Annotated in this window: 15 protein-coding genes; 9 read left to right on the plus strand and 6 right to left on the minus strand. The window is 35.5% G+C overall.

The window, feature by feature from the left end; genetic code table 11:
* Positions 1–2: 2 nt before the first annotated feature.
* Positions 3–389: a histidine triad nucleotide-binding protein gene (locus CCZ01_RS04500; RefSeq protein WP_112052039.1), complete on the minus strand. Its 387-nt coding sequence runs from the start codon at positions 387–389 to the stop codon at positions 3–5.
* Between the two features lie 127 nt (positions 390–516).
* On the opposite strand from CCZ01_RS04500, the gene CCZ01_RS04505 reads away from it, so the two are divergent.
* On the plus strand, positions 517–1,242 hold the full coding sequence (locus tag CCZ01_RS04505) for a tetratricopeptide repeat protein (RefSeq protein WP_181566314.1): 726 nt from the start codon (positions 517–519) through the stop codon (positions 1,240–1,242).
* A 5-nt stretch (positions 1,243–1,247) separates the two neighbouring features.
* Here the strand turns inward: CCZ01_RS04505 and CCZ01_RS04510 are convergent, their stop codons facing one another.
* The 5 genes from CCZ01_RS04510 to rdgB form a co-directional block, all read right to left on the minus strand.
* Positions 1,248–1,460, minus strand: coding sequence for a hypothetical protein (locus CCZ01_RS04510; protein ID WP_112052041.1), 213 nt, complete (start codon positions 1,458–1,460; stop codon positions 1,248–1,250).
* Between the two features lie 215 nt (positions 1,461–1,675).
* Positions 1,676–1,834: a hypothetical protein gene (locus CCZ01_RS10355; RefSeq protein ID WP_181566315.1), complete on the minus strand. Its 159-nt coding sequence runs from the start codon at positions 1,832–1,834 to the stop codon at positions 1,676–1,678.
* A 672-nt stretch (positions 1,835–2,506) separates the two neighbouring features.
* The gene (locus CCZ01_RS10930) at positions 2,507–3,877 is read right to left on the minus strand and encodes a methyl-accepting chemotaxis protein (RefSeq protein ID WP_112052043.1); all 1,371 of its coding nucleotides are present in this window, start codon (positions 3,875–3,877) and stop codon (positions 2,507–2,509) included.
* A 17-nt stretch (positions 3,878–3,894) separates the two neighbouring features.
* Entirely contained in the window at positions 3,895–4,407 is a 513-nt protein-coding gene (locus CCZ01_RS04525) for a PAS domain-containing protein (RefSeq protein WP_112052044.1), read from the minus strand.
* Positions 4,408–4,507: 100 nt separating this feature from the next.
* A complete protein-coding gene (gene rdgB, locus CCZ01_RS04530; protein ID WP_112052045.1) occupies positions 4,508–5,101 on the minus strand; it encodes an RdgB/HAM1 family non-canonical purine NTP pyrophosphatase in 594 nt (197 codons plus the stop codon).
* A gap of 83 nt (positions 5,102–5,184) precedes the next feature.
* On the opposite strand from rdgB, the gene CCZ01_RS04535 reads away from it, so the two are divergent.
* The 8 genes from CCZ01_RS04535 to yajC all read left to right on the plus strand — a co-directional run bounded on the left by CCZ01_RS04535 (position 5,185) and on the right by yajC (position 12,808).
* On the plus strand, positions 5,185–6,501 hold the full coding sequence (locus CCZ01_RS04535) for an MFS transporter (RefSeq protein WP_112052046.1): 1,317 nt from the start codon (positions 5,185–5,187) through the stop codon (positions 6,499–6,501).
* A complete protein-coding gene (locus CCZ01_RS04540) occupies positions 6,498–7,271 on the plus strand; it encodes a tRNA 2-thiocytidine biosynthesis TtcA family protein (RefSeq protein ID WP_112052047.1) in 774 nt (257 codons plus the stop codon). Before CCZ01_RS04535 ends, CCZ01_RS04540 begins: the two co-directional genes overlap by 4 nt.
* A complete protein-coding gene (gene obgE / locus CCZ01_RS04545; protein ID WP_112052048.1) occupies positions 7,262–8,392 on the plus strand; it encodes a GTPase ObgE in 1,131 nt (376 codons plus the stop codon). Before CCZ01_RS04540 ends, obgE begins: the two co-directional genes overlap by 10 nt.
* On the plus strand, positions 8,392–9,147 hold the full coding sequence (proB, locus tag CCZ01_RS04550; RefSeq protein ID WP_112052049.1) for a glutamate 5-kinase: 756 nt from the start codon (positions 8,392–8,394) through the stop codon (positions 9,145–9,147). Before obgE ends, proB begins: the two co-directional genes overlap by 1 nt.
* Before the next feature lie 279 nt (positions 9,148–9,426).
* Complete coding sequence (gene gatB, locus CCZ01_RS04555) at positions 9,427–10,866, plus strand: Asp-tRNA(Asn)/Glu-tRNA(Gln) amidotransferase subunit GatB (RefSeq protein WP_112052050.1); 1,440 nt, start codon at positions 9,427–9,429, stop codon at positions 10,864–10,866.
* A 15-nt stretch (positions 10,867–10,881) separates the two neighbouring features.
* Complete coding sequence (locus tag CCZ01_RS04560) at positions 10,882–11,778, plus strand: NAD(P)H-dependent glycerol-3-phosphate dehydrogenase (protein WP_112052051.1); 897 nt, start codon at positions 10,882–10,884, stop codon at positions 11,776–11,778.
* 14 nt (positions 11,779–11,792) lie between these two features.
* The gene (locus tag CCZ01_RS04565) at positions 11,793–12,413 is read left to right on the plus strand and encodes a tetratricopeptide repeat protein (protein ID WP_112052052.1); all 621 of its coding nucleotides are present in this window, start codon (positions 11,793–11,795) and stop codon (positions 12,411–12,413) included.
* 95 nt (positions 12,414–12,508) lie between these two features.
* Positions 12,509–12,808, plus strand: a complete 300-nt coding sequence (gene yajC, locus CCZ01_RS04570) for a preprotein translocase subunit YajC (RefSeq protein WP_112052053.1) — start codon at positions 12,509–12,511, stop codon at positions 12,806–12,808.
* The last annotated feature ends 10 nt before the right edge of the window (positions 12,809–12,818 follow it).

Genomic DNA, 12,818 nt, shown 5'->3' on the forward strand with positions numbered 1-12,818 from the left:
TCCTACAAACTTTTCTTGCTATCTGCAATATTTGACGAATGCGGTGTATGTTTCTGCTCTCTAAAATCACCCCAAGAGAGAGCACCTCCACCCAAAATATGAAAATGCAAATGTGGCACTTCTTGTCCTCCATCTTTACCAATATTACTAATCACGCGATAGCCACTACGGTCAAGCCCAATTTTTCTGGCAATTTCTTGAATAAAAGTTGTTAACCCTGCCATAACTTCTGCTGGAACTTCCTGAAAATCCTTATAACAATGCTTAGGAATTGCTAAAATATGAATGGGAGCCTTGGGGTTAATATCATGAAAAGCTAAAAATAAATCATTCTCATGAACCTTATTGCAAGGAATCTCACCCTCAACAATTTTTTCAAAAATATTCATCTTTCATTCCTTGAATTAAAATTTTGAATTCTAGATTCTTGTTGTCGTATTTTATCATCAATAGAAAAAAAATGCTATAATTTTTAGCAAAAAATAAATGATAATAATGAGCAATAAAGGATTTCTGATGTTTATTAAAAAAAATCTTGGATTAATTTTTTTTATATATTTTTTTATTTTTTTTAAAATTTTATCTGCGAATACGCAATGGGACATAACACGCATTGGTATTTTATGTCTTGATGGGAGTGATGATGCATGCAAAATCTTACAAAAACAAACTAATGGAATACCGCCAAATGAAATTTTAAGAATGTTTGAGCAATCTTGCAGTAGCGGAACACAGAGAGGATGTTTTCTGATGGGATTATTCTCTCAATCGCAGATTTATAATCCTGAAACAATCTTGCAAAAAGGTTGCGAAAAGGGGGACTACAAGAGTTGCTATAATCTAGCTTATCTATATTTTGAACAAAAAAATTTCACAAAGGGTTATCAATTTCTGGAAGATTCTTGTCTGAAATCCTCTCAAAAAGGTTGCCTTGAAATCGCAACTTATTATTTTGAGCAAAATCAACAACAAAAAGCACGTCAATATTTCCAACAATCCTGCAAGCTGGGTTCTTTTGAAGCATGTGCGAATGTGGGCTATTTTTACGAAAAAGAAAAGAAATTTGAGCAAGCAGGAAAATTTTATGAAAGAGCCTGCCATGGGGGCATCGCTTTGGGCTGTGTACATTTTGCCCACCTCTTAAGAAATTCCAAAATCAAAAGACGCGGTGCAAACCCGCATAATTACGCTCAAGAAGCCTGCCGTCTTGGCGACAAACAAAGTTGCCAAGACGAACAATAAAATGCCTACAAATCTTCATAAGAATCAAACATCACTTGATATTCCCCTTTGATTAATGCAATTTTATACTGCCTTTTTTTCTGTAAATCTACCAAATAACACTGATCAATACCTTCTAAATCTGCCCTTTGCATAGGTATACCTCTAAGACGCAAAGAAACCTCACCTAAATCTTCACACATTGCCGAAAAACCAAACATAATCAGACGATAACGCATAAAAACCTTTCATTTTGTAGCCACAAAGAAGACAACCCACCCACCTTATTTCATCATGTCCTCCAAATAACGAAAAGATGGGCAGAGGTAGACTCTAGGCTATGGATTCTCTAGTGTATAACAAAGGAGAAAACTTATAAGCCTCCACAACCCCTAGTCTATCAGTGAAATGTTAAACGAAAATGCCTTAAAATCTTATTATCTCTCTGCCTTTATTAAACTTTAGGTTGCGATGAAAGCGTAATTACAGAGAATTTAATCCAAGCAACAATCTGTAAAACAAGCACAATAATAGACGGAATCCAAGCTACAACTATACCTACAAAAGTGACAGCCAAAAAAACGGTAACAATATAACAATAGAACGCCCACATAAAGAACTTTTACCCTGTAATTTACTAACTCTTTACAAAAAAGATAGTAATAGCAAAATATTGTAACTGCAACAAGAATTCCTAGAATTCCGCACATGAGTATTACTGCAGAAATAATGTCAACACTCATTGCAACTCCGTATAATTCCTGTAGAAATTCCAACAGCTAAGACAACGCATCCACCTACATAGGCAATAACAAAAGCTATAAGATAACTCTTCAATAAATAGAACTTTTTGATGCTTTATTAAGAGAGATAATTACTAAAAAACATAACACTGCTCCAAGCAAATATATATCCAAACGCAGAAATACTAAAAAATTACAACCAACGCCGATTAATGCTCTTAAGTGAATACTGGTAGCTACATTAGCTTCCAAAAGATTTGCGGACAAATTTATCATATTCATAGGAATCTTTGCAATATAAATCCTTTTTACCTTACCCTTCTATCATTAGAATCAACTTCTGCACCAACAATGTCCTGTATTGTTTTACACTCAAGATTTACAGTATCATTCAATTCAGACTTGTAACATTGATTATCTTCATCTAAAAGTAAACCTACTGATAAAACTTTTCCTTTCAGCAGTAAACTCCTTATAGCATCTCTTTGAATTGTGCGTAAATATTTTATCAAAGTAGAGTGTATGAGTTATTATTAATTTTATTATTTTAATTTCTCAAAAATCAGACGACTTTTCTTCTCTAATTCTCCAATATGGCAAACAATTTCCTGTATAACTTCTGGAGTAATTTGACAAGCAAGGCTCTCTAAAGCTTGCGAAGAACTCTTTTTTAAATCATCAGAAAACGCCCGACATTCTTCTTGTGTTAAATATTTTTGAAGAACCTCTTGTGTCTCAGCATTTTCTAACAAAACAGAGATAGGCGGAACTTCTTTTTCAAAAGGCTTTCTTGTATGCAGACTTAAATATGTACTTGACTTAAATAAAATATGATCTAATTTCACAACAGATAAAATTAAATAGGTTGACAAAAAAGCAAAAAGCGAGGAAAGCTGCTGGCTCTGCTCCTCCATACCCTCAAAAATTACATTAAAGCTCACAATCCTATCCTGAGAATCATTTGCAATTTGAAAAATCTTTTCACTACCGCCCTGAATAACAGTAATTTCTTGCTGAATCATCTGAATAGCTGTCGCAATTTCTTGAGTTGCTTTTTGTGTCCGTTCGGCTAAATTTCTGACTTCATCAGCTACTACCGCAAAGCCCCTACCGTGCTCCCCCGCCCTTGCAGCTTCAATAGCTGCATTCAAAGCAAGCAAATTCGTTTGGTCTGCAATATCGCGAATCAAAGAAACAATATGCGTAATACCTTGAGATTCATGTGCAAGATTTTGGATCGCACTATTGCTATTTTCAATAAAATTCATTAATGTTTCAAAAGATTTTGTAATATTATTAACATCATCTTTGCTCATCTTTGCACTTTGACTAATATTATGGACAGAAGTATTCACCTCTTGAAGATGGGTGATATTCTGATTCAAATCCACAGAAATTTTAGATAAATCACTATTTTGATTTTCAAGGCTTAAATCTGTTAATTTCTTCGACAACTCATTATTGATACTTTCGTTATTATTTTTCTCAATTTCCTCTAAGACATTATTGATGGAATGGATATTTTTCAAGAATGTCCCTCTTAACCCACCACCAATCGCTCTTCTATAATAGACACCCCCTCCTATAGAGGCAATGGCTGTATCAATCTCACGCAAAAAGGCCTCCAGGTGGTCCAGCCACATATTCATATTTGCTGCAATTTTCAATGCCGTTTTATCACCTCTAGCTTGCACAATACGAGGTTCGAAATTCCCACTACGTGCAAATTTAGAAACCTCCAAAATATTGTTTAAGAGATGCCTATTTCGGTATTCAAGCACGAAAGAAATGCTCACAGCAACGAGGACAGCAAGAAATAAAGCTCCTGAAAGCCATGCATATAAACCCAAAAAAGCATTCACCGCTCCAAGAATACAGAGAATAATGGTGATATAAAAAATAATTTTTCTCATTTTGTTCCTTTAAGAATTTATAAAATTTCCTCTTGCAATTCATAAATTACTTGATTATAGGGCTTACCAATTTTTTTTAAAGTCTCGCTTAATGTTTCTACGCCTGCTTGAATACCACCTTTCTTTTCTGCTTCAAGCATCGCCTGGTAAAGGGGGACAATCGTATTAATCGCACTCCTTGCTGGTTTGCGACGTACAGAATAATAGCTAATTATCTCCCTTTTAGCATCATATGAGGGAGTTACATTTGTAAAAACCCAATAAAATTTCTTATCACGCGTTAAATTCTTTACAAAAGCAAAGAATTCTTTTCCTTGCTGAATCGTATCCCATAATAACTTAAAAGCCGCACGAGGCATATCAGGATGGCGAATAATATTGTGGGGTCGCATAAAAAGCTCTTCCTCACTATAACCACTATAAGCTAAGAAATCTTCATTACAATAAATAATATTCCCATGTAAATCCGTCTTTGAGGTAATCAATGTCCCATCGGCAACCAACAATTCATCACCCCGAGTCTCAATCATACTCCTTCGTGACATGATGACAAATCCTCCAAAATTTTCAATATTCTCAAACAGAAACACTAAAGTATACTGTGCTTTGCTTAACAAAAAGCTTTAATTCCTAGAGATATCGTAGGAGAATCTGTATAAGTTCTAAAGATTTAAAACGATGAGAAAGAGTATTTTTTTGTAATCTATCCATTTCTGCAAATGTAACTGAATGATTCGTGTGAATAAAAATAGGGTCATAGCCAAAACCATGTTGACCGCGAGGAGTCGTTATAACTTTGCCATACGCAAAACCATGCACACAATAATCCCCCTTCTCTCCAACAATCGCACTGGCTGCACAAAAATACGCCCTTGATTCATTTATGCCCTTTTCTTGCAATTTGGAGATAACTTTTTGCAAATTCGCCACATCACTGCCCTCACCACTATACCTTGCACTAAAAATACCCGGTTCACCACCCAAAGCGTCCACAACAAGCCCACTATCATCACTCAGCACCCAAAAAGACTCATTCATGATTCCTTGAATTTTTGCATAGACTGCTTTTGCCTTAATGAGAGCATTTTCTTGAAAACTTTTTCCGTTCTCAACAATCTCAAAAGCAGGAATCATGTCACTATAACAAACCACCTCAAAAGTCTTCAAAATATCCCTAATTTCAACTGCTTTTTTCACATTTGATGATGCCAAAATTATTTTCATTTTTTTCCTTAATTCGATTATTAATGGAATTATACTAAAATGGCATTTAAATTTTTAATTATTCCGAAATACTGGGAGAGAAAATGTTTAAGTATGTCGGCTTATTAAGTCTTTTATTAGGTTGTCGCTTTTTTGGCTTATTTGTTGTAATGCCTCTATTAACCTTATATGTGCTAAATCTTGAAGGCGGAAGCCTCTTTTATGCAGGAATTGCACTCGGGATTTATGCCCTTTCACAAATGATTTTTCAAGTTCCTTTTGGTGCTTTAAGTGATCGTTTTGGACGCAAAATCCTTATTTCCATCGGAATTTTGATTTTCGTAATTGGTTCTATTGTTTGTGCATATGCCCCAAATGCACATTGGTTGATTGTAGGAAGGTTTTTGCAAGGTGTGGGTGCAATTGGAGGTGTTGTGAGTGCAATGATTGCTGATATTGTCGTTGAAGAAAAACGCACGAAAGCAATGGCAATTATGGGAGGATCTATCTCATTAAGTTTCACTTTAGCTATCATCATTGGCTCTACTATGGGAATTTCAGGAGTAGAATCTGTACATAACCTATTTATTCTTTCTGCCGTTTTAAGCATTTTATCTATCTTGCTTCTTTACCCTATCCCCAAAATAGATGAGGTTTATTATCAATATAAAATTCAAAGTGGATTTAAAGAGATTCTTTATAATCGTAATTTACATATTATCAGCCTAACAAATTTTTTGCAAAAATTTTGTTTAACCCTCTCATTTATCTTAATTCCTACCCTTCTGCAAGAAAAATTCTCCATTCAAAGTGATGGATTATGGAAACTTTATGTTCCAGCAGCATTGTTGGGCGTTCTTGCAATGGGGCCATCTTCTATTTTTGCAGAAAAAAAGGGATTCTTTCGTGCGGTTTTAGGGGTTGGTGTGGTTTTATTTATATGCTCTTATGTCCTTATGTTAAAAACAAGCAGTGAAATCATTTTTATGTTTGGAGTAATTCTTTTCTTTATTGGGTTCTCACTACATGAACCCATTATGCAATCTTTAGCTAGTCGCTTTATAAAAACATACCAAAAAGGTAAAGGTTTGGGAATGTTCACCTCAATTGGTTATTTAGGATCATTTTGTGGCGGAATACTAGGCAGTAGCATCCTAAGTTGGTATCAAAATGGGTATTTACTTGAAATTGTTTGCGGTATCGGCATATTATGGCTTTTTTCTTTAAAACTAATGCATGCACCAAAATATCTCAAAAATCTCTATCTCCCACTTGAATCCCATCTACTTCAACGTTTGCACGGTATTGAGAATATAAAGGGCGTTTCAGAATGGTACATCAACCAAACAGAAAAGCGAGTCATCATTCGGTATAATACTGCTTTCATTAACGAAGAGAATTTAAAAGAAAGGCTTTTATGAGTATAGAAATCAGTAAAAAAATTATATCCACATTTGGACGCACAAATGCCCATTTTAAATTAATCCAAGAGGGTGATAAGATTCTTGTTGGGTTAAGTGGTGGTAAGGATTCTTTACTTCTTAGTACCCTACTTGCAAGACATCAGCGACATTCACCTTGTAGCTTTGAATTTAAAGCAGTCACAATTGATTATGGCATTGGAGAAGATTTCAGCTATCTATGTCGCTATTGTCAAGAAAATGACATTCCACACGAAGTTATTAAGACTGATATTATGGCAATTATGCAGGAAAAAAGACGAGAAAATAGCTCTTATTGCAGTTTTTGTTCGCGTATGAGACGAGGAGCATTATATACGCAAGCTTTGGAGGGTGGCTTCAATAAACTTGCATTAGGGCATCATTTAGATGATGCGGTTGAGAGCTTTTTTATGAATTTTTCTTATAATGGTGCAATTCGTTCTATGCCCCCCATTTATGAAGCGGAGAATGGGTTAAAAGTGATTCGCCCACTTATTTGGCTAAGGGAGCGACAAATGATTGATTTTGTCACTAAAAATCAAATCCAAACACCCTTATGCAACTGCCCAGCGCAACACGATAAACCCCCATATGCAAGAGAATCAACAAAAAATATGCTCAAATCTTTAGAAGAGCAAAATCATGCGTTATTTGTTTCACTCAAAAGTGCTTTTATGAATCTTCATGAAAATACCTTTATGGATTCACGTTTTCTTGACAATCATCAAGAAGGGGATAAATGTTTATAGACAAAGTAGAGATTAGTGTTTCTTCTGGAAAAGGTGGGGCTGGAGCAGTTTCTTTTCGGCGAGAAAAATTTGTGATTCAAGGTGGACCTGATGGTGGCGATGGAGGAAAAGGGGGTAATATCTACTTTCAAGTGAGTAGCAACTGCGACACTCTTTCACATTTTCGTGGCAAAAGACAATACAAAGCTAAAAATGGACAGCCTGGTGGTGGAAAAAAAATGACAGGTAAAAGCGGGGAAGATTGCGTGATTATTGTTCCTTCTGGGACGCAAGTAATTGATGCACATTCTAAAGAATTATTACTCGACCTCAAAACCGATGGGCAAAAAGTTTTGTTTTTGGAGGGCGGAAAAGGGGGGCTTGGCAATGTGCATTTTAAAAGTGCCACAAAACAAGCCCCAACTTACGCACAAAAGGGTATAGAAGGTAAGAATGCGGATCTAATTTTAGAACTCAAGTTAATTGCTGATGTTGGACTTGTAGGCTTTCCAAATGTTGGAAAAAGTACACTTATTTCAACTCTCTCTAATGCACGTCCTGAAATAGCAGACTATGAATTTACTACACTTATTCCCTCATTAGGTGTTGTTGATGTGGGTGATTTTCGCTCCTTCGTCATTGCTGATATACCAGGAATTATTGAGGGTGCAAGCGAGGGGAGAGGGCTTGGGTTAGAATTTTTACGTCATATTGAACGAACAAACATCCTCTTATTTGTTATTGATATTGCTTCTTATCGCAGTATTGAAGAGCAAATCAGCACACTGTTTATAGAATTACAACGATTCTCCCCCACCCTTGCACTCAAACGATTTGCTTTGGTTTTATCACGTTGTGATTTAAAGCAAGGTTTCTCAGTCGCTGAATCTTTTGAAAGTCTCCTTAAATGGCTTAATCTGAAAGCCTCAAAACCCCTTGCGTATTTTCGTGAAGAATCATTCCTGCAATACGATGCAAGCATTCAAAATCACCCAATCCCTTCTACACAAGAGGAAGTTTGTCAGCTTTTTGCAAAAAGGGTGGAATTTATCCTCCCTATTTCATCTGCAACACATTACAACACACAAACACTTTGTGTAGCCTTAGAATCTATGCTAAATAATCAAAAAAAGGATTTTTAATGAAACGAATTGTCATTAAGGTCGGCAGTGCCTTATTAAGTGATGGAGAAAATCTTGCATTGGAACGTGTACAAAATCTTGCGACTTTTATTGCAGAAATACGCAAACGGTATGAAGTGATTTTAGTCTCCTCTGGAGCTATTGTGATTGGTTACTTTACAAGTAAGCTTGAAAAGAATTCTCTTGCAAATCGTCAAGCTTTAGCTGCCATTGGACAACCTTTATTAATGAATATTTATCGCGATGTATTCACTCCTTTTAATATTACACCCGCACAACTCTTACTTTGTGCGGAAGATTTTGATTCCCGACAAAAAACGCAAAATGCAAAAAATAGCATTCAGGTTTTACTGCGAAATCAATTCCTACCTATTATTAATGAGAATGATGCAACAGGAATACAAGAGATTCTTTTTGGAGATAATGATCGCTTATCTGCACATATTACACATTACTTTGATGCAGACTTGCTTGTTATTTTAAGTGATATTTATGGTTATTTTGATAAAGATCCACACAAATATCAAGATGCAAAATTACGCAAAACTATACAAAATCTCACACAACAAGAATTAAACGAAGATTTGAGTCCTCATATGAAATTTGCCACCGGAGGAATTGTTACAAAGCTACAGGCGGCAGATTTTCTTATGAAAAAGGGAAGAAAAATGTTCCTTACAAGTGGTTTTGACTTAAATAGTGCCTATGATTTTCTAATGCACAATAAACATACACAAGGTACATTATTTGGCTAATAAAAGCTGTATTCTTAAAATTTATTCACGCTGTATCGATACCAGCTTGTACTGACATTACAAATAAAACAGGTTTATTTCCATGCATTCATTTTACATATCCTTCCACACTACTTTCAATAAATTGCATTCTCTTTACTTAATTAATGTTTTTATCGCTACCAACAAGTCTACAATAAATACGAACTTTAATCGCATTTACACCTTTTTAAAACTATAATTGTGTATTTTATGGATTTTTGTTATAATGTAGCTTAATTTCCAAAAAGGAGAGTTCATTTGATTGAGTTTGAAACAATTATTGGATTAGAAGTGCATGTGCAATTAAATACAAAAACAAAAATTTTTTGCTCATGCCCAACAAGCTTTGGTGAAGAACCTAACAAAAATGTCTGCCCTGTCTGTTTGGGGCTTCCAGGTGCATTACCAACACTAAATCAAGAAGCAGTTAAGAAAGCTGTGAGTTTTGCAAAAGCCATCAATGCATCCGTTAATCAAAACTCTATTTTCGCACGCAAAAATTACTTTTACCCCGATTTACCTAAAGCCTATCAAATTAGTCAATTTGAAATTCCTATCGTTGGAAAAGGTTGGCTTGAAATTGCCCTTGAGGATAATGGGACAACTAAGCAACGTAAAATCGGTATTACAAGAGCACACCTAGAAGAAGATGCCGGTAAAAATATCCATGATGGAAAAATCTCAAAAGTAGATTTGAATCGTGCTTGTACGCCTTTGTTGGAGATTGTGAGTGAGCCTGATATGAGAAATAGTAACGAGGCAGTGGCTTATTTAAAAAAATTGCATTCTATCGTGCGATTCCTAGAAATTAGCGATGCAAATATGCAGGAAGGAAGTTTTCGTTGCGATGCAAATGTTTCTATCCGCCCCAAAGGTGAAGATAAACTCTACACACGCGTAGAAATTAAGAATCTTAATAGTTTTAGATTCATTCAAAAGGCAATTGAATATGAAGTAGAAAGACAAATAGAAGCATGGGAATCTGGACATTATGATGATGAAGTCTATCAAGAAACAAGACTATTTGACACTACAAAAGGTGTAACAAAATCAATGCGTGGAAAGGAAGAATCTGCTGATTATCGCTACTTCCCGGATCCGGATTTACTACCCGTATTTATCCCCGAACAACTTCTCAGGGAGGGCGAGAATATTCCCTTAATGCCTGACGAAAAAAAAGCTCTCTACATACAACAATACGGCTTGAAGGAATATGATGCAGGAGTCATCACCTCTTCTTTAGAGATGGTGCGATATTTTGAAGAGATGGTTGCCGTTGGGGCTTCGCCAAAAGGTGCTGTAAGATGGCTAAGCGTAGAGCTTTTAGGAAAACTAAAAGGTGATGTAGGAGTTGAGTCAAGCCCCGTAAATGCAAAAACTCTTGCTGAACTCGTTAAATATACAGAAAACGACACAATTAGCGGAAAAAGTGCAAAGGAAATTCTTGATATTTTACTCACAGAAGGTGGAAATATTGACGAAATCATTGAACGCAAAGGGCTTAAACAAGTGAATGATGATAGTGCAATTTTAAATATTATTCATGAGATTCTTACACAAAATGCAGATAAGGTTACTGAATACAAAGCCGGAAAAGATAAGTTGCTTGGCTTTTTTGTTGGGCAAGTAATGAAGAATGCAAAAGGCGTTAATCCAGCTAAGGTCAACACGCTTTTATTAGAGCAGCTTAAAAAATAATAGGGGCGATAGATAATGGCAGTCGCTATTCTTGGTGGGGGTGCATGGGGAAAGGCACTCTACCACGCACTTTCACAAAAAAATGAAGTAAATATTGTTTCTCGTTCTATCTTGGGTGCTGGATTTAAGCAATGTTCTTTGGAAGAAGCCTCACAAAAAGAATATCTTATTCTTGCAATCAGTACGGCCTTTTTAAGGGATTTTTTGGCACAAACAAATATTCCAAAAACAAGTAAACTTCTTGTTGCAGCAAAGGGTATAGAGGAAGATAGTGGTGCATTAGTGAGTGAAATTTTGGAAAAATTTTTTCCTAAAAATTCATTGGCATATTTAGCTGGACCTTCATTTGCAGCAGAAGTCAATCAATCTTTACCTTGTGCTGTTGTAATACATTCTTACAACCTACCTTTGGCTAAAGAATTTTCAACCCTGTTTCCGTCTTTTATGCGAACTTATTGTAGCGATGATGTAATCGGTGGTGAAATTGCTGGAGCATACAAAAATGTCATTGCTATTGCCAGTGGTATTTGTGAGGGGCTTTGCTTGGGGCAGAATGCAAAAGCAGCATTGCTTGCTAGAGGATTGGTTGAAATGTCGCGTTTTGGGGAATTTTTCGGGGCAAAAATGGAAACATTCTTGGGACTTTCTGGTGCTGGAGATTTATTCCTTACCTCTAGCTCCATACTTTCAAGGAACTATCGTGTTGGATTGTTTTTAGCACAAAAAATGCCTTTGGAAGAAATAATTGTTAAAATTGGAGAAGTTGCTGAAGGCATTAAAACTTCTCAAGCTATCAATATCCTTGCAAAAAAACATCAAATTTACACTCCTATTGCATCTGAAATTTCAAATATTATTCAAGGAAAAGATGCACAAAAAAGCCTTAATGATATGTTGCTACATAATCGCTAACCAGAGAAATCACTATGAAAATAATTTTAGTTTTGTTATGTTTTTGTTGTTTTATTTGGGGAAATTCGCAAGATTTAAAGAATATAGAACTTTTACAAACCCTTTGCTCTTCTGTTGCAAAAAATGCTGCATCGGGTTGCTTTATGCTTGGAATGGGTTATGCAGAAGGACAAATCCAATATAATGAAAAAATAATTACTTTAGACATTAACCCAAATAAAGCCTTTTCTTACTTTAAACGTTCCTGTGAATTAGGTAATGCTGAAGGTTGTGCCTTACTGGGAACGACTTACAACGAAGGTTTTGGCACAGAACAAAACTTTTCCAAAGCTACTGAAGCATTCTTAAAAGGTTGCAAACAAAATAGTCGCCTCGCCTGTAACCATCTTGCTTTTAACTATTACTATGGAAAAGGCACTCCTACCAACATACAAAAGGCCATACAACTCTTACAAGAAGGGTGTAACCAAAAATCTTCACATTCTTGTTTGGCTTTAGGTAATATTTACTATACTGGTGAGGGCATCACTCAAGATTTATCTTTAGCTAAGGATTTCTTTCAAAAAGCATGTGTATATGGATACGAAAAAGCATGTCCAGCCTACAGAAATATTCAAAAACAAATAGAACATTAAAGACTCTTTTTAGAGATTAGTTGGATACTGCTAGACTTGACAAGCCTATAAAATCTCTGTAGAATTCACTTTCAAGTATTTTTCAAGGAGAAAAAATGACGGGTAATATCGGTGATATTTTTAGTGCAATTCTTCCTTTTGTAGTTCTATTTGCAATCTTTTATTTCTTTTTGATTCGTCCACAACAGGTACAACAAAAGCGTCATAGAGAAATGATTGCTTCTTTAAAAAAAGGGGATAAGGTTATCACAAATGGTGGCTTAATTGCGGAAGTACAAAAGGTTGAAGAACGTTACTTTCAAATGAAATTAAATGATGACACTTATGTTAAACTTGCTAAGGAATATATTGCCCAAAAATACGATGATACGACTCCTACTACAACAAAATCATAAAGGAGTATTC

Origin of the sequence: Helicobacter monodelphidis (assembly GCF_003288845.1) — a bacterium.
Classification (GTDB): Bacteria; Campylobacterota; Campylobacteria; order Campylobacterales; family Helicobacteraceae; genus NHYN01.